The organism is Pseudomonas sp. GW821-FHT02H09 (genome assembly GCF_059421425.1).
Genome location: NZ_JBWKVA010000025.1, coordinates 81402 through 98215 on the forward strand (window position 1 = coordinate 81402; position 16814 = coordinate 98215).

19 protein-coding genes are annotated in these 16814 nt (G+C 60.0%); 15 read left to right on the forward strand and 4 right to left on the reverse strand.

Annotated features, from left to right (window positions below; all coding sequences use genetic code 11):
• The first annotated feature begins 26 nt into the window (after nt 1-26).
• The 9 genes from mdcA (at nt 27) to madM (ending at nt 7330) form a co-directional block, all read left to right on the forward strand.
• Entirely contained in the window at nt 27-1697 is a 1671-nt protein-coding gene (mdcA, locus tag AC07VR_RS27200; protein ID WP_495013107.1) for a malonate decarboxylase subunit alpha, read from the forward strand.
• Nucleotides 1697-2572: a triphosphoribosyl-dephospho-CoA synthase gene (locus tag AC07VR_RS27205; protein ID WP_495013108.1), complete on the forward strand. Its 876-nt coding sequence runs from the start codon at nt 1697-1699 to the stop codon at nt 2570-2572. Before mdcA ends, AC07VR_RS27205 begins: the two co-directional genes overlap by 1 nt.
• Complete coding sequence (locus AC07VR_RS27210) at nt 2572-2871, forward strand: malonate decarboxylase subunit delta (RefSeq protein WP_494990690.1); 300 nt, start codon at nt 2572-2574, stop codon at nt 2869-2871. Before AC07VR_RS27205 ends, AC07VR_RS27210 begins: the two co-directional genes overlap by 1 nt.
• Complete coding sequence (locus AC07VR_RS27215; protein ID WP_494990689.1) at nt 2864-3727, forward strand: biotin-independent malonate decarboxylase subunit beta; 864 nt, start codon at nt 2864-2866, stop codon at nt 3725-3727. Before AC07VR_RS27210 ends, AC07VR_RS27215 begins: the two co-directional genes overlap by 8 nt.
• Nucleotides 3724-4527 carry a biotin-independent malonate decarboxylase subunit gamma gene (gene mdcE / locus AC07VR_RS27220; RefSeq protein ID WP_494990688.1) on the forward strand — a complete coding sequence of 268 codons (804 nt, stop codon included), beginning with the start codon at nt 3724-3726 and terminating at the stop codon, nt 4525-4527. Before AC07VR_RS27215 ends, mdcE begins: the two co-directional genes overlap by 4 nt.
• Before the next feature lie 5 nt (nt 4528-4532).
• Entirely contained in the window at nt 4533-5150 is a 618-nt protein-coding gene (locus tag AC07VR_RS27225; protein WP_495013109.1) for a malonate decarboxylase holo-ACP synthase, read from the forward strand.
• Nucleotides 5147-6082 carry a malonate decarboxylase subunit epsilon gene (gene mdcH, locus AC07VR_RS27230; RefSeq protein ID WP_495013110.1) on the forward strand — a complete coding sequence of 312 codons (936 nt, stop codon included), beginning with the start codon at nt 5147-5149 and terminating at the stop codon, nt 6080-6082. The genes AC07VR_RS27225 and mdcH overlap by 4 nt, the downstream gene beginning before the upstream one ends.
• A 65-nt stretch (nt 6083-6147) precedes the next feature.
• Nucleotides 6148-6564 carry a malonate transporter subunit MadL gene (gene madL / locus AC07VR_RS27235; protein ID WP_494990685.1) on the forward strand — a complete coding sequence of 139 codons (417 nt, stop codon included), beginning with the start codon at nt 6148-6150 and terminating at the stop codon, nt 6562-6564.
• A gap of 1 nt (nt 6565) precedes the next feature.
• Nucleotides 6566-7330: a malonate transporter subunit MadM gene (gene madM / locus AC07VR_RS27240; protein WP_494990684.1), complete on the forward strand. Its 765-nt coding sequence runs from the start codon at nt 6566-6568 to the stop codon at nt 7328-7330.
• Between the two features lie 73 nt (nt 7331-7403).
• On the opposite strand, the gene AC07VR_RS27245 is transcribed toward madM, so the two are convergent.
• Nucleotides 7404-8318 carry a LysR family transcriptional regulator gene (locus AC07VR_RS27245; protein ID WP_494990683.1) on the reverse strand — a complete coding sequence of 305 codons (915 nt, stop codon included), beginning with the start codon at nt 8316-8318 and terminating at the stop codon, nt 7404-7406.
• 154 nt (nt 8319-8472) lie between these two features.
• Here AC07VR_RS27245 and trhA point away from each other — a divergent pair, with 154 nt between their 5' ends.
• Nucleotides 8473-9090 (forward strand): PAQR family membrane homeostasis protein TrhA, encoded by a 618-nt coding sequence (trhA, locus tag AC07VR_RS27250; RefSeq protein ID WP_494990682.1) that lies wholly within the window; start codon nt 8473-8475, stop codon nt 9088-9090.
• 9 nt (nt 9091-9099) lie between these two features.
• Here the strand turns inward: trhA and AC07VR_RS27255 are convergent, their stop codons facing one another.
• Nucleotides 9100-10014, reverse strand: a complete 915-nt coding sequence (locus tag AC07VR_RS27255; protein ID WP_494990681.1) for a LysR family transcriptional regulator — start codon at nt 10012-10014, stop codon at nt 9100-9102.
• 108 nt (nt 10015-10122) lie between these two features.
• Between AC07VR_RS27255 and AC07VR_RS27260 the strand changes: the two genes are divergently transcribed.
• From AC07VR_RS27260 to AC07VR_RS27270, 3 genes are read left to right on the forward strand one after another with little or no spacing between them, the layout of a single operon-like run.
• Nucleotides 10123-11364, forward strand: a complete 1242-nt coding sequence (locus tag AC07VR_RS27260; RefSeq protein ID WP_495013111.1) for a D-amino acid dehydrogenase — start codon at nt 10123-10125, stop codon at nt 11362-11364.
• A 27-nt stretch (nt 11365-11391) separates the two neighbouring features.
• Nucleotides 11392-11742, forward strand: a complete 351-nt coding sequence (locus AC07VR_RS27265) for a RidA family protein (protein WP_494990679.1) — start codon at nt 11392-11394, stop codon at nt 11740-11742.
• 28 nt (nt 11743-11770) lie between these two features.
• The gene (locus AC07VR_RS27270; protein ID WP_494990678.1) at nt 11771-12673 is read left to right on the forward strand and encodes a transporter substrate-binding domain-containing protein; all 903 of its coding nucleotides are present in this window, start codon (nt 11771-11773) and stop codon (nt 12671-12673) included.
• 52 nt (nt 12674-12725) lie between these two features.
• Here the strand turns inward: AC07VR_RS27270 and AC07VR_RS27275 are convergent, their stop codons facing one another.
• Nucleotides 12726-13445 carry a 16S rRNA (uracil(1498)-N(3))-methyltransferase gene (locus AC07VR_RS27275; protein WP_494991172.1) on the reverse strand — a complete coding sequence of 240 codons (720 nt, stop codon included), beginning with the start codon at nt 13443-13445 and terminating at the stop codon, nt 12726-12728.
• 135 nt (nt 13446-13580) lie between these two features.
• Nucleotides 13581-14987 carry an adenosylmethionine--8-amino-7-oxononanoate transaminase gene (locus AC07VR_RS27280; RefSeq protein ID WP_495013112.1) on the reverse strand — a complete coding sequence of 469 codons (1407 nt, stop codon included), beginning with the start codon at nt 14985-14987 and terminating at the stop codon, nt 13581-13583.
• Nucleotides 14988-15334: 347 nt separating this feature from the next.
• Here AC07VR_RS27280 and AC07VR_RS27285 point away from each other — a divergent pair, with 347 nt between their 5' ends.
• Both AC07VR_RS27285 and AC07VR_RS27290 read left to right on the forward strand, forming a co-directional pair.
• Nucleotides 15335-15886, forward strand: coding sequence for a cytochrome b (locus tag AC07VR_RS27285; RefSeq protein WP_495013113.1), 552 nt, complete (start codon nt 15335-15337; stop codon nt 15884-15886).
• Nucleotides 15887-15918: 32 nt separating this feature from the next.
• Nucleotides 15919-16500: a YceI family protein gene (locus AC07VR_RS27290; protein WP_495013114.1), complete on the forward strand. Its 582-nt coding sequence runs from the start codon at nt 15919-15921 to the stop codon at nt 16498-16500.
• The last annotated feature ends 314 nt before the right edge of the window (nt 16501-16814 follow it).

A 16814-nucleotide genomic window follows, 5' to 3' on the forward strand; every position in this document is an offset into this window, starting at 1 on the left:
CACGACAGCGAACCCGTGGAGTGAGCATGACAACAATAATATCCCCCGACTCGCGCTGGACGCGGCGACGCAGCGAGAAGCAGCGTCGCCTCGAACAGGTGCGGGGTCTCGCCGATGGAGTGGTGTTGCCGACCGACAAGATTGTCGCGGCGCTGGAGGCACTGATTCTGCCCGGTGACCGGGTGGTGCTTGAAGGCAACAACCAGAAGCAGGCGGATTTCCTTTCCCGTTCCCTGGCCAAAGCCGATCCTTTGAAGTTGCATGATCTGCACATGATCATGCCCAGCGTCGGTCGCTCCGAGCATCTGGACCTGTTCGAGCGCGGCATCGCCCGCAAGCTGGACTTCTCCTTTGCCGGCACCCAAAGCCTGCGTATCAGCCAGTTGCTGGAAGACGGGCTGCTGGAAATCGGCGCGATTCACACGTACATCGAACTTTACGCCCGACTGGTAGTGGACCTGATTCCCAACGTGGTGCTTTCGGCCGGTTTTATGGCCGACCGCGCGGGCAACATCTACACCGGGCCGAGCACCGAAGATACCCCGGCACTGATCGAACCGGCCGCTTTCAGCGACGGCATTGTGATCGTCCAGGTCAACCAGTTGGTGGATGACGTCAGCGAGTTGCCGCGAGTGGATATTCCCGCCTCGTGGGTCGATTTCGTTGTGGTCGCTGACAAGCCGTTCTACATCGAACCGCTGTTCACCCGTGACCCGCGGCACATCAAACCGGTACACGTGTTGATGGCGATGATGGCGATCCGCGGGATCTACGAGAAACATAACGTTCAGTCTCTCAACCATGGCATTGGCTTCAACACGGCGGCCATCGAGCTGATCCTGCCGACCTACGGCGAGTCCCTCGGCCTCAAAGGCAAGATCTGCCGCAACTGGACCCTCAACCCCCATCCCACATTGATTCCGGCCATTGAAAGTGGCTGGGTCGAGAGCGTGCATTGTTTCGGCACGGAGCTTGGGATGGAAAACTACATCGCCGCCCGGCCGGACGTGTTCTTCACCGGGCGCGACGGTTCATTGCGATCGAACCGGATGTTCAGCCAACTGGCCGGACAATACGCGGTGGACCTGTTTATCGGCGCGACCTTGCAGGTCGATGGTGACGGTCATTCTTCGACCGTTACCCGTGGGCGGCTGGCCGGTTTCGGCGGGGCGCCGAACATGGGCCACGACCCTCGCGGTCGCCGCCACGGCACACCGGCCTGGCTGGACATGCGTCGTGGCGATGCACCGGAAGCCTTGCTTGAACGCGGTAAAAAACTTGTGGTGCAGATGGTCGAGACCTTTCAGGAAGGCGGAAAACCGACCTTCGTCGAGACTCTGGATGCAGTCGAGGTGGCGAAGAAAAGCGGCATGCCGCTGGCGCCGATCATGATTTACGGCGACGACGTCACTCACTTGCTTACCGAGGAAGGCATCGCCTACCTGTACAAGGCCCGCACTCTGGAAGAGCGCCAGGCGATGATCGCCGCGGTAGCCGGGGTGACGGTAATCGGCCAGCGGCATAACCCGAAAGACACTGCCCGCATGCGCCGTGAAGGATTGATCGCGCTGCCGGAAGACCTCGGTATTCGCCGTGCCGACGCTACCCGCCAATTGCTCGCGGCGAAAAGCGTCGCCGATCTGGTGGAGTGGTCGGGTGGCTTGTACAACCCGCCCGCCAAGTTCAGGAGCTGGTAATGCACGCATTCAACCTGCAACCCAAAACCCTATCGCTGGCCGAACGGCTGGCGGACCTGGCGGTAGACGCTTTGATCGATGAAGCCGACCTGTCGCCGAAACCGGCGCTGGTGGACTGTCGTGGCAATGGTGCCCACAGCGATTTGCACTTGGGGCTGATGCACGCTTCGGCGTTGTCGTTGTGGCCGGCATTCAAGGAAATGGCCGAAGCGGCGCTTGAGTTTGGTGAAATCGGCCTGCCGCTGCGTGAAGCGCTCGGGCGTATTGGTCGTGAGGGTGAGCAAGCGATGCTCGCCACCACCAACGGTGTGAACACTCATCGTGGGGCGATCTGGGCATTGGGTCTTTTGGTCGCGGCTGTCGCGCTGGAACCCAAATCGAGTGCCGCGAGCGCTGTGACCTTGCGTGCAGCGCGGATGGCCTTGCTCGACGACCGTTATGCCCCGCGTCCACAGAGTCACGGTGCGCAAGTCGCCCAACGCTATGGCGCTCGCGGAGCCCGTGAAGAAGCGCAACTTGGTTTCCCTGCCGTGGTGCAACGGGCTCTGCCGCAACTCAAGCGCAGCCGTGCCGATGGCCACAGTGAGCAGAACGCCCGGCTCGATGCCTTGCTGGCGATCATGACCACGCTGGCTGACACCTGTGTGCTCTATCGCGCTGGCGAAGCAGGTCTGCAAACCATGCAGAACGGCGCGCAAGCGGTGCTCGACGCGGGTGGCAGCGCAAGCCTTGCCGGACGTCGTCGCCTGCACGAGCTGGATCAACAATTATTGGCATTGAACGCCTCGCCCGGTGGGGCTGCGGATTTGCTCGCGGCTTGCCTGTTTATCGATCGTATCGAGTCCGGCGACGGCTTCATCCAGGGAGCATTTTGATGGAAACCTTATCCTTTGAATTCCCCGCCGGGCAGCCAGCCAGGGGCAGGGCGCTGGTGGGCTGTGTCGGTTCCGGTGATCTGGAAGTGCTTTTGGAACCGGGTCAGGCCGGCAAGCTGACGATCCAGGTGCAGACCTCGGTCAACGGCAGTGCGCAACGCTGGCAGCATCTGTTCGAGCGGATGTTCGACGAATCGACGCCACCGGCGCTGTTGATCGATATCCATGATTTTGGCGCCACCCCAGGTGTTGTGCGTTTGCGTCTGGAGCAAGGTTTCGAGGAGATCGGCCATGACTGACAGCGCAACGTTGTTGAACCCATACCTTGAGAGACGTAGCTTCGTCGAACTCGGTGCCCGGCAGCGGGCGAAAGCCTTGCTCGATGTCGGCAGCTTTCGTGAATTGCTCGATCCGTTTCAGCGCCTGATGTCGCCGTGGCTTGCCCGCCAGGGCGTGGTGCCGCAAGCCGATGACGGCGTGGTGATTGCCAAAGGCAGTATGGGCGGTTTGCCGGTGGTGATAGCCGCCATCGAAGGTGTTTTTCAAGGCGGCAGCCTTGGCGAAGTCGGCGGGGCGAAGATTGCCGGTGCGCTGGAGCTGGCGGCTGAGGACAACCGCAAAGGCATCCCCACCCGCGCTGTGCTGTTACTGGAAACCGGCGGCGTGCGTCTGCAGGAAGCCAATCTCGGCCTGGCAGCGATTGCCGATATTCACGCGGCGATTGTCGACTTGCGTCAGTACCAGCCGGTCATCGGTGTGGTGGCCGGCAGTGTCGGCTGCTTTGGCGGCATGTCAATTGCTGCCGGGTTGTGCAGCTATTTGCTGGTGACCCAGGAAGCACGGCTTGGTCTCAATGGTCCGCAGGTGATCGAGCAGGAAGCCGGGCTCGAAGAATATGACTCCCGTGACCGGCCATTCATCTGGAGCCTGACCGGCGGCGAACAGCGGTTTGCCAGTGGTTTGGTGGACCGTTATGTGGTCGACGATGTAGTGCAGATTCAGCAGCAGATCAGTGAATTGCTGCAACAGGGTTTGCCGGCGGAACAGCGCAGCCGTCAGGCCGATCTGTTCCTGCAACGCTTGGCCCGTCTGGATGCCGAGCCGCAAATCGATCCGGCGACGGTTCGCGATCTGTATCAAGGAGAGCGCTCATGAGTATGTATTCCCAGAGAGGCTTGCAGTGGTTCCAGGCCTTGAGTGCCGACGCTGAGCCGGTAAGCGGATTACCCGCGTCATTGAAAGTCGCCGACGGTCTGCTGGGCGAGCAACCGGTGCGCTTTCTCGCCGTAGTGGCGGACCCGGATAACCGCTTCGTGCGTGCCCGCAACGGTGAGGTCGGTTTGCTGGAAGGCTGGGGGTTGGCCAAAGCGGTGGATGACATCATCGAGGCTGATCGCAACAAACCGCACAAACGTGCCTTGATCGCCATTGTCGATGTACCGAGCCAGGCGTATGGCCGGCGCGAAGAGGCGCTGGGCATTCATCAGGCATTGGCTGGCGCGGTGGACAGTTATGCCCGGGCACGACTGGCCGGGCATGCGGTGATTGGTCTGTTGGTAGGCAAGGCAATGTCCGGGGCTTTTCTGGCGCATGGTTATCAAGCCAACCGACTCATCGCCCTGCGCGATCCCGGCGTGATGGTGCATGCCATGGGCAAGGCCTCGGCAGCGCGAGTGACTTTGCGTAGCGTCGAAGAGCTCGAAGCCCTGGCCGCCAGCGTACCGCCGATGGCGTATGACATCGATAGCTTCGCCAGTCTTGGCTTGCTGTGGGAGACCCTTGAAGTCAGCCAGATCGAGCAGCCGACGGCGAGTGATCTGGTGCGGGTGAACGGTTGCCTGGTTCAGGCGATTCGCGATGTTCAAGCCTCTGGTCATGATTTGGGCAGCCGCTTGGGTGCCAGCAATCGAGCCGCGTCAAGCAAGGTTCGCCAGCTGTTGCGCGAGCAGTGGTGAGCGAAATGATCGAGATACTTGCCCATGACCTGCTCTGGGGGCTGACTCCAGACTACTTGCCCGCCGATGCTCCGGCCTGGGTGATGGATGCCATGGGTGAAGGTCAGCCAGTGGTGGTGCGGCGTGCGTTGGCCGCCGCCGGCCAGGTCGCCGTCGGTGTGCGCGGGCGTTTGCGTGAGCAGCGTTACGCCACACTGATGGCGGTCGCGGCGATTGAGCGGCGGGTGCGGCCCGAAGAGCTGTGTCATGTGGAGACGGATCGGGATTGGCCGGCGCTGCAGGCGTTGGCTCAAGTGCGTCCACTGTTGGACGCAGGGGGGGTGAGCTGGGGTGTCAGCGGCAGTGCCGGGTTTGAATTGGCCAGTGGTGTTGCAGCGTTGCATCAGCACAGCGATCTCGACCTGATTTTGCGCACCCCGCAGCCGTTGGGTCGTGCTCAGGCGCTGGAATTGTTAAAGCTGTTGGACGCCGCCGTTTGCCCGGTAGACATGCAATTGCAAACCCCCAACGGCGCCGTCGCCTTGCGTGAATGGGCTGGCTCGGCGCGGCGGGTATTGCTCAAAAGCGCCAGCGGTGCGCGGTTGGTGATGGATCCGTGGAATGCACTGGAGCAGGCAGCGTGAGCAGCCTGTTTGTGTTCCCGGGCCAGGGCGCGCAGCAGCCGGGCATGCTCCATCGCTTGCCTCAAGGTGCAGTGGTTCAAGCATGCTTGAAAGAGGCGAATGAGGTACTGGGCGAGGACGTGCTGCAGTTAGACACGGCCCAGGCGCTGACTTCAACCCGTGCGGTTCAGCTTTGCCTGCTGATTGCCGGGGTCGCGGGTTCAAATGTGCTGTTGCAGCAAGCACTGGTGCCGGACTATGTGGCTGGCTTGTCGATTGGCGCCTATCCGGCGGCAGTGGTGGCTGGTGCACTGGCCTTCAGCGATGCGCTGCGGTTGGTCAGCCTGCGCGGCGAGTTGATGCAGCAGGCTTATCCACAGGGCTATGGCATGACCGCGATTATCGGTCTGGATCTGGCGACGGTGGAAGGGTTGTTGGCGCAGGTGCACGGTGTGCAAACACCGGTCTACCTGGCCAACATCAATGCCGATAACCAGGTGGTGATTGCCGGCAGCGACGCGGCGATGAACGCAGTCGCTCAATTGGCTCGTGGTCGCGGCGCCGGATTGGCCAAGCGGCTGGCGGTCAGCGTGCCGTCCCATTGCCCGTTGCTGGAGCAACCGGCGCAGGTCCTGGCGCGAGCCTTTGCCCGGGTGCCGTTGCAGGTTCCGGCGCGGGGCTATCTGAGCGGCAGTCGCGCACGGCCGATTCGTACAGTCGAGCAGCTGCGCGATGACTTGGCCTTTAACATGTGCCGGGTTGTCGACTGGCGGGGCACGGTGCAAAGCGCTTACGAGCGCGGTGTGCGCTTGCAGATTGAACTGCCGCCGGGTGCGGTGCTCACCGGGCTGGCGCGCCGGGTGTTCGAGCAAGGCACGGCCATCGCTTTTGATGGTGCGCGTCTGGACACCTTGCAAGCACTGTTGTGTGAGGAGGGAAGCCGCCAACCATAGATACAGGTCACGCTTTCGAAGGACAAAAACAACAACTTCGACGATGCACTTTGAGGACAACAACAATGATTATTTACGGTGTGGCGCTGTTGGCGATTTGTACGCTGGCAGGGGTGATCCTGGGTGACATGCTCGGTGTGCTGCTGGGGGTGAAATCAAATGTCGGCGGTGTGGGCATCGCCATGATCCTGCTGATCTGCGCGCGCTTGTGGATGCAAAGGCACGGTGGCATGACCAAGGATTGCGAGATGGGCGTCGGCTTCTGGGGCGCCATGTACATTCCGGTGGTGGTGGCCATGGCCGCGCAACAGAACGTGGTCACCGCCCTGCACGGCGGCCCGGTGGCGGTGCTGGCGGCGATCGGTTCGGTGGTGGTTTGCGGTTGCACCATCGCCCTGATCAGCCGGACTCATAAAGGCGAGCCACTGCCGGACGAACCGGTCGATAGCGTGTCGCCTGTCGCTACCGTTGGGGGCCGCTGATATGTGGAATCTCATTGAACAAGGTCTGGAACATAACGGTCTGGTTACAGCGTTCGCTTTCGTCGGCGTGATCATGTGGATCTCCGTGGTGCTGTCCAAGCGATTGACCTTCGGTCGGATTCACGGCTCGGCGATTGCCATCGTCATCGGGCTGGTGCTGGCCTGGGTCGGCGGCACCATTACTGGTGGACAGAAAGGCCTGGCGGACATGGCCCTGTTTTCCGGTATCGGCCTGATGGGCGGTGCCATGCTGCGGGACTTTGCGATTGTCGCGACGGCTTTCGAAGTACAAGCCAGCGAAGCGCGCAAGGCCGGACTGGTCGGGGCGATCGCGCTGTTGTTGGGCACGGTGCTGCCGTTTATCGTCGGCGCGAGTATTGCCTGGGTGTTCGGCTATCGCGATGCGATCAGCATGACCACCATTGGTGCCGGCGCGGTGACATACATCGTCGGCCCGGTTACCGGTGCGGCGATTGGTGCGAGCTCCGATGTGGTGGCGTTGTCCATTGCTACCGGGTTGATCAAGGCGATCATGGTAATGGTCGGCACGCCGTTGGCCGCACGCTGGATGGGGCTCGACAACCCGCGCTCGGCGATGGTCTTCGGTGGTTTGGCCGGAACGGTCAGCGGTGTGACGGCGGGACTGGCGGCGACAGATCGGCGGCTGGTGCCCTATGGTGCACTGACGGCGACTTTCCACACCGGGCTGGGTTGCCTGCTTGGGCCTTCGCTGCTGTATTTCATTGTGCGGGGGATAGTGGGGTAAGCCCGAACTCTGCATCAGATCGTTTTTCAGATCATTCCCACGCGGAGCGTGGGAACGATCATTACGCGGTGTATCAGGCATGTCGATTGGCATACATTCGACACTCTGCCAGCAGCGCCAACAAATTCGGATCACGCTCCTTGGCCTTGAGAAACACTACGCCGATATGCTGTTGCAGGCGATAACGTGCCTGTAACGGGATCAGCTTCACCCGATTCTCATACACCGCCGCAATCCTCCCCGGCAGCAACGCATAACCGACCCCGGAGCTGACCATGCTCAGCAGGGTGAAGATGTCGTTGACCTGCATCGCCACCTTCGGCTCGAAGCCTGCCTGTTTGAACACCCGAATGCCGTCCTGATGGGTGGCGAAGCCTTGGGTCAGGGTGATGAACGTCGCGTCGCGCACATCGTTCAGGTCGACTTCCGCTTGTTGCGCGAACGGTGAGTCGGCTGGTGTGGCGAGGAAAATATCGTCGGAGAACAATGGGATCTGTTCGCAGTCCGGGTCGTTCACACTCTCGTCGAGAGACACCAGAATCGCGTCGACTTCCATGTTTTTCAGCTTGTACAACAGGTCGATGTTCGAGCCAAGAATCAGGTCGATATTCAGTTCGCTGCGGCGGATTTTCAGGCCCATGATCAGTTGCGGCACGGTCTTTACCGTCAGCGAATACAGCGAGCCAAGCTTGAAGCGCTCAGCAGAGAACCCGGCGGCTTCGCGGGTCAGGCGCACGCATTCGACCACGTCCTGGATCAGCTTCTGCGCGCGTTCTTCCAGTACATAAGCGCTTTCCAGCGGCGTCAGGTTGCGTCCTTCATGTTTGAACAACGGGCAACGCAGGGCGCTCTCCAACGAGTGAATCGCCCGGTGCACGCTGACGTTGCTGGTCTGCAACTCAACCGCCGCCCGCGCCAGATTGCCGGTGCGCATGAAGGCCAGGAACACTTCAAGCTTTTTCAGGGTCAACTCTTCATCGATCAGCATGGCGCAGACTCTTATTCGAATGACCTGATTGTGCCCAACTGATCAGCACTTGGCTGAAGCATTTTTCAATGTGCGACGTTTAGAAACATTGCACTTTTAGTCTGCAAGACTAAGCCTTAGGTGATGTTGTGTCGGTAGACGAGGTGAGTGAGGCATGTATCACGGGGAAAAGCTCAACGCATGGACGCATCTGGTGGGGGCGGTCGCGGCGTGTATCGGGGTGGTCTGGTTACTGGTAATTGCCAGCCTGGACGGCAGTCCCTGGAAGATTGTCAGCGTGGCGATTTATGGCTTCACCTTGCTGGTGCTATACAGCGCCTCGACGGTGTATCACAGCGTGAAAGGGCGCAAGAAAGCGATCATGCAAAAGGTTGATCACTTTTCGATCTACCTGCTGATCGCCGGGAGTTATACGCCGTTCTGTCTGGTCACCTTGCGCGGCCCGTGGGGCTGGACGTTGTTCGGGATTGTCTGGGGGTTGGCGATCATCGGCATCCTGCAAGAGATCAAGCCGCGCTCCGAGGCGCGGATACTTTCGATTGTGATCTACGCCGTGATGGGCTGGATCGTGCTGGTGGCGGTCAAGCCACTGCTGGCGGCACTGGGCACTGCCGGTTTCGCCTGGCTGGCATCGGGCGGGGTGCTTTACACCGTGGGTATCATCTTCTTCGCCCTCGACAGCCGTCTGCGGCATGCCCATGGAATCTGGCACTTGTTTGTGATCGCCGGCAGTTTGCTGCACTTTGTGGCGATTCTTTTTTATGTGTTGTGAAGCAAAAGCTCAACCCCGATCCATCAACCGATCCAGCTGCTCCTGAGCGCGGCTGCTGAAAATCTCCAGCAGGTTGCTCAGGGTATGCGCAGGCGCTTCATCGGCGCGGGTCACGGCGTACAGGGTGATCGGCAGCGCCGGCGCCAGCGGGCGGATGGCGGTGGTGGCCGGCGAGGCGCCAAGGGCGGTGAACGGGTCGATCACCGCCAACCCGGCGCCTGATTCGACCATGGCCCTGGCCAATGAATAGGTCTGCACGGCAATGCTGACCCGCGGTGGCGGTTCGACGGCTTTGAGGTAACTGTCGAGTTTTGCCGATAACGGATCGGCGCTGGACAGACCAATCAATGGCGCATCGGCCAACTCCATCAGCGGTAACGGCTTGCCTTTGGCGTCGTCGGGCCAATAGTCCAGTGGCGCCAACACCACCAGCACACCGTGAGCCAGTGCCTGGGCAGTCAGCCCGGGATGGTCCGGTCGCTGGAGGGTGAGGGCGACATCAATCTCTCGCATCAACAGGTTCTGCACCAGTTCGCGGCTGTGGGCACTGGACAGCTCGCAGACGATGTCCGGGTAACGCCGGGTCCACTCGCTGATGGCCGGCGGCAAGAGTGAGAGGGCCAGCGCCGGTGTGGCGCCGATGCGCAGGCTGTGGCCCGGTTCGCGCCGCAGGCTCTGGGCCAGGCGACGCACGCCTTGCAGGCTTTCGGTAACCTTATCGACCTCGCGCTCCAGCTCCAGCGCCTCGGGCGTGGCTTGCAATTTGCCGCGTACTCGCAGGAATAACGGGAAGCCCAATTGCAGCTCGGCATGCTGCAGCACTTTGGTTACCGCAGGCTGCGAGACGTGCAGCAGTTGCGCCGCGCCGCTGACCGAACCGGTCTGGCGGATGGCCTGGAAGATCTCGATATGGCGCAATCGCATGGCAAGTCCATAACCTTTGTTTATGGTTGCCACATCTTTATTCATTGTTCCGCGCCTGTCACCTGGTCCTAACCTCAAGCTTGTTTCAATAACAGGCTAAGGACTGACATGACTCAGCGGGTTTGCATCATCGGTGGTGGCGTGATCGGGTTGGCAACCGCCTACGCGCTGGTTCGCGATGGCTTTGATGTCACTGTGGTCGAGGCGCGGGACTCACTGGGCAGCGAAACCAGTTTCGCCAATGGCGGCCAGCTCTCTTATCGCTATGTCGCTCCGCTGGCGGATGCCGGTGTGCCCTTGCAGGCGATCGGCTGGATGTTGCGCGGTGATTCGCCGTTGAAGCTGCGCCCGCGTCTGGACCTGGCGCAGTGGCGCTGGATGGCAGCGTTCCTGGGGGCATGCCGTACTTCAGTGAACCGCAAGAACGCCGGTCACCTGTTGCGTCTGGCGTTGTTGAGCCAGTCGACGCTGCAAACCTGGCGTGACGAAGATCGCCTCGACGGTTTCAACTGGCGGCGCAATGGCAAGCTGGTGACTTTCCGCGAGCCGGGCAGTTTTGCCCATGCCAGGCACAAACTGACCGATACCCTTCACCAGCAAATACTGTCCCAGGCCGACTGCGCACAACTCGAGCCGGTGTTGAGCGGAGCACCCTTTGTCGGCGCGATTTACACCCCGGACGAAGAGGTCGGCGACTGTCACGCCTTCTGCCAGCAACTGGCCGCGAGATTGAAAGCTTCAGGTCGCTGCGAGTTTCTGCTGGGCCGTTCGGTGACGGGCATTCGTCATGCGCACGGCGCGGTGCAGGCCATCGAGCTAGGTCATCAAGTCCTGCCGGTCGAGCAACTGGTGATCGCTGCCGGTCATCGCAGCCCGGCCCTGGCGCTGCCCGGTATGCATGTGCCGCTTTATCCCCTCAAGGGATACAGCCTCACCGTACCGATCGGCCCGCAGCATCGGGCGCCGGACGTCAGCATCACCGATTACGACCGCAAGATTGTTTACGCGCGCATCGGTCAGCAATTGCGGGTGGCGGCGATGGTCGACATCGTCGGTTTCGATCCGGCCCTTGAGCCAAAACGTCTGGCGTTGATGAAACGCCAGGCCTGCGGGACTTTCCCGAATGCCGGGGACTATGACGCTGCCACCGAATGGGCCGGCATGCGTCCGGCCACACCCAGCGGCGTGCCGCTGATCGGCGCCAGTGCCTATCGCAATCTCTGGCTCAATCTGGGGCACGGTGCCCTGGGCTTCACCCTGGCCTGTGGCAGTGCTCGTCTGCTCAGCGAGTTGATAGGCCAGCGCAGTACCTCGATCGATATGCAGGGCCTCACGCCCCATGCCGCCTGACCCCTTATCCATTAGAAGGAAAATCGTATGACCATCAGCCGAATCAACAGCAACAGCCGACTCTGCGGTGCCGTGACCTTCGGGGAGCTGGTATTTCTTTCCGGCCAAGTGCCGGGTGCCAGTACCGAAGTGAGCGGCCAGACCCAAGAGGTGCTGGACAAGATCGACGACTTGCTGGCCGAGGCGGGCAGCGACAAGGATCATCTGCTCAGCGCGACCATTTACCTGAAGGATATTCAGAACGACTTTGCCGCCATGAATGAAATCTGGTCGGCCTGGTTATCGCCCGGTCAGGCACCAACGCGCACAACCCTGCAAGCCGAACTGGCGCGGCCGGAAATATTGGTAGAAATCACTGTCACCGCGGCTCGCCGCTAAATGCCCTTACCCACAACGGAGAATAACAATGCAAAAAATCACGTTGATCGGTTGCACCCTGAGCCTTCTGCTCAGCGCCCAGTTGCAGGCCGGCCAAGCACCGCTCGAGGGTACGCTCAGCAAGATCGCCAATGCCCAAAGCATCACCTTGGGCTATCGCGATGCGTCGGTGCCGTTTTCCTATGTGGGTGACAACACTGGCCAACCCATGGGCTACTCGGTAGACCTGGCGAACAAAATCGTCGAACGGATCCGGCACAAACTCGATCTGCCGCAGCTCAAGGTGAACTACAACCTGGTCACCTCGCAGACCCGCATCCCGCTGGTGCAGAACGGCACCGTGGACCTTGAGTGCGGCTCCACCGGCGTCACTGCCGAACGGCAGAAGCAGGTAGCCTTTTCCTACGGGTTTATCTATGTGAAGGGCCAACTGCTGACCGCCAAGGATAGCGGGATCAAGAGTTTCACCGACTTGCGCGGCAAGAACGTGGTGACCACCGCCGGCACCACCAACGAACGCTTCCTGAAAAGCTACAACGCCGAGCACAAGATCGACATGTTCGTGATCAGCGCCAAGGATCACGGCGAAGCCTTCCAGATGTTGCAAACGGGTCGGGCTGCGGCGTTTTACATGGATGACGCGCTGCTGTATGGCGAACGCGCCAAAGCCCGCGATCCGCATAAATGGGTTGTGGTGGGGGAAGAGCAGTCGCGGGAAATCTACAGCTGCATGGTGCGCAAGGATGACCCGCAGTTCCTTGAACTGGTGAACGGCACGCTGGCGGACCTGTACCGTTCGGGTGAGATCAACGGCATCTATCAGCGCTGGTTCGAACAGCCGATCCCGCCCAAGGGCCTGAACCTGGAATTCCCGATGACCAGCGAGCTGAAGGCAATCATCGCCAAACCGGTGAGTGATCCGGTGCAATAACCCCAGCGCAGATCATTCCCACGCTCAGCGTGGGAACGATCAAATAGTGCCGTTAGAAATCGCCCCACAACTGCTGTGCAACCGCCAACGCCACCACCGGCGCCGTCTCGGTCCGCAACACTCTCGGGCCAAGACGGGCGGAATGGAAACCCGCGTCTTGAGCCTGATCGACTTCAGGGTCGGACAGCCCACCCTCCGGACCGATCAGGAAGGCCAGCGTCTGCGGTTTGGCATGGCTGACCAGCGGCTCGGCCACCGGGTGCAGCACCAGCTTCAACTCGGCTTCGGTCTGTTTCAACCAATCGGCCAGCAGCAGCGGCGGATGAATCACCGGTACGCGCGAACGCCCGCATTGTTCGCAAGCGCTGATGGCGACCTGGCGCCAGTGCATCAGGCGCTTGTCGGCACGTTCGTCCTTGAGGCGAACTTCGCAGCGGTCGCTGAAGATCGGAGTGATTTCAGTGACACCCAGCTCAGTGGCTTTCTGAATGGCCCAATCCATCCGCTCACCACGGGACAGACCCTGGCCCAGATGAATCTGTAGCGGCGATTCGATCTGCCCGGCGAAATGTTCATCCAGCTGGACCAGCACGCGCTTCTTGCCGACTTCCAGCAGCTTGCCGCGAAACTCAAATCCTGAGCCGTCGAATACTTGCAGCGCATCGCCTTCGGCCATGCGCAGCACGCGGCTGATGTAGTGCGCCTGGGCCTCTGGCAGTTCGTGTTCGCCCAGGTTCAGAGGGGCGTCGATAAAGAAGCGGGACAGTCTCATCATGGATCTCTGTAATTTGATCGTTCCCACGCTCCGCGTGGGAATGCCACCATGGACGCTCCGCGTCCGCCTTGGATGTGACGCAGAGCGTCACGGGATCATTCCTTTGCTGTGCGTGGGAATGATCAGTGGGTATCAGCCCGGATCACGAAAATCCGGATGAAAATTCGCTGGCACCGCCACGCTGATATCGCTGCGAGTAGCGATATCAATCCCTTCACTGGCCACTTCGGCAAGGAAGTCGATCTGCTGCGGGGTGATCACATACGGCGGCAGGAAATACACCACGTTGCCCAGCGGCCGCAGCAACGCACCGCGCTCCAGCGCATGCTGGAACACCTTCAGCCCGCGACGTTCCTGCCATGGATAGGCTGTCTTGCCGGCCTTGTCCTGAACCATCTCGATGGCCAGCACCATGCCGGTCTGACGCACTTCCGAAACGTGCGGATGATCGACCAGATGCGCGGTCGAGCTGGCCATGCGCTGGGCGAGGGCCTTGTTGTTCTCGATCACGTTGTCTTGTTCGAAGATATCCAGGGTAGCCAGCGCCGCTGCACACGCCAGCGGATTGCCGGTGTAGCTGTGGGAGTGCAGGAAGGCGCGCAGGGTTGGATAGTCGTCGTAGAAAGCGCTATAGACCTCGTCGGTGGTCACACACGCAGCCAGTGGCAGATAGCCGCCGGTCAGCGCTTTGGACAGGCAGAGGAAGTCCGGACGGATGCCGGCCTGCTCGCAGGCGAACATCGTTCCGGTACGGCCAAAGCCGACAGCGATTTCGTCATGGATCAGGTGCACGCCGTAGCGGTCGCAGGCTTCGCGCAGCAGCTTGAGGTACACCGGGTGATACATGCGCATACCGCCAGCGCCCTGGATCAGTGGCTCGACGATCACCGCAGCGACGCTGTCATGGTTTTCGGCCAGGGTCTGTTCCATGGCGGCGAACATGTTGCGCGAGTGCTCTTCCCAGCCCATGCCCTCCGGGCGCAGGTAACAGTCCGGGCTCGGCACCTTGATCGTGTCGAGCAGCAGCGCCTTGTAGGTCTCGGTGAACAATGGCACATCACCGACCGACATCGCGGCGATGGTTTCGCCGTGGTAACTGTTGGTCAGGGTGACGAAGCGCTTCTTGTTCGGCTGGCCGCGGTTGAGCCAGTAATGAAAGCTCATTTTCAGTGCAACTTCGATACAGGATGAGCCGTTATCGGCGTAGAAGCACCGGGTCAGGCCTTCGGGCGTCATCTGTACCAGGCGTTCGGACAGCTCGATCACGGGCTGATGGCTGAAACCGGCCAGGATTACGTGCTCAAGCTGATCGACCTGATCTTTGATGCGCTGATTGATCCGCGGGTTGGCGTGGCCGAACACATTGACCCACCAGGAGCTGACCGCATCGAGGTAGCGTTTGCCTTCGAAGTCTTCCAGCCAGACACCTTCACCACGCTTGATTGGAATCAGCGGCAGTTGTTGGTGATCTTTCATCTGGGTGCAGGGATGCCACAAAACTGCGAGATCACGTTGCATCCACTGATTATTCAGGCCCATTTTCACTCTCCTCGAGGCGGCTCGCGACGTGCGCAGGCAAACAATCGCGCAAGCCTATGCAATGCAAGTCCCTTGGACAACCTATTGTGTTATTTGAGCTATCTTGAACGGGGCGATAGAGGCGATGCCTGACGTATTCTTTGCGGTTCTTTGAGTCGTTGGACTCATAAATCCGGTACCTCCCTTGGGGGCACTGAATTGCGCCCCCCTATTTGCCGTTAATCTTTCCTTAACCAACTCAACTCAGACTCTTGATCGTATTTCTCGATATTTCAAAGCAAATTTTTGCGCTTTAATTCGATAGATAAGTGGTTAGTCTTGGTCGCAGTTCTTACAGGATTCAGGTAATGCAGCTACGTAACTCTTCCACTCGCTACGGCTGGGTCAGCATTTTTCTGCACTGGGGCGTAGCGCTCGCGGTTTTCGGTCTATTTGCCTTGGGCTTGTGGATGGTTGGTCTCGACTACTACAGCACCTGGCGAAAAGAAGCACCGGACCTTCATAAAAGCATTGGCCTGACGCTGTTCGCGATCATGTTGCTGCGGGTGTTGTGGCGCTTTATCAGCCCGCCGCCACCCGTGCCGGCCAGTCACGGGCGTTTGACTCGCCTTGGCGCCAAGCTCGGTCACGCCTTTCTTTATCTGAGCCTGTTCGCGGTGATGATCGCCGGTTACCTGATTTCCACCGCCGACGGTGTCGGGATTCCGGTGTTTGATCTGTTCGATGTTCCTGCGCTGATTTCCGGTCTTCCCGACCAGGCTGATGTGGCGGGTGCTGTGCATTTGTATCTGGCCTGGATACTGGTGATCTTCTCCGGTGTGCATGCCCTGGCCGCTTTGAAACACCACTTTATAGACCGTGATGCGACCCTGACTCGAATGCTGGGGCGCAAAGCCTGACGTTCAATCTCAACTCAAAAGGAATAGAAAGCATGTTGAAAAAGACTCTCGCCGTTCTGGCAATCAGTACTGCATTGTTGTCTGCCGGTGGGGCGATGGCCGCGGACTACAAGATCGACAAGGAAGGCAATCACGCCTTCGTCAACTTCAAGATCAGCCACCTGGGCTTCAGCTACATCTACGGTAGCTTCAAGGACTGGGATGGGAGCTTCAGTTTTGATGAAAAAAATCCTGAAGCCAGCAAAATCAACGTCGTGCTGAAAACCGCCAGCGTCGATACCAACCACGCCGAACGTGACAAGCATATCCGCACACCGGATTTCCTCGATGCAGCGAAATTCCCGGAAGCGAAATTCGTCTCGACTTCGGTTAAATCGACCGGCGCTGACACTGCTGATGTGACTGGCGACCTGACCCTGCACGGCGTGACCAAACCAGTGGTTATTGCTGCTCGCTTCCTGGGTGAAGGCAAGGATCCATGGGGTGGCTACCGCGCAGGCTTTGAAGGCACTACCACCATCAAGCTGAAAGACTTCGAGATTCAGAAAGACCTGGGTCCAAAGACCCAGGAGCTGGCACTGATCATCTCGTTCGAAGGTGTTCAAGCGAAGTAATGCTGAGACCGTAGGAGCGTAGCTTGCTCGCGATAACTATATCGGGAGCAGCAGAGATACCGAGCTGCTCCCATCGCGGGCAAGCCTCGCTCCTACAAAGACGCAAACTTGCTCGCGATAACTATATCGGGAGCACCAGAGATACCGAGCTGCTCCCATCGCGGGCAAGCCTCGCTCCTGCAAAGACGCAAACTTGCTCGCGATAACTATATCGGGAGCAGCAGAGATACCGAGCTGCCCCCATCGCGGGCAAGCCTCGCTCCTACAAAGACGCAAACTTGCTCGCGATAACTATATCGGGAGCAGCAGAGATA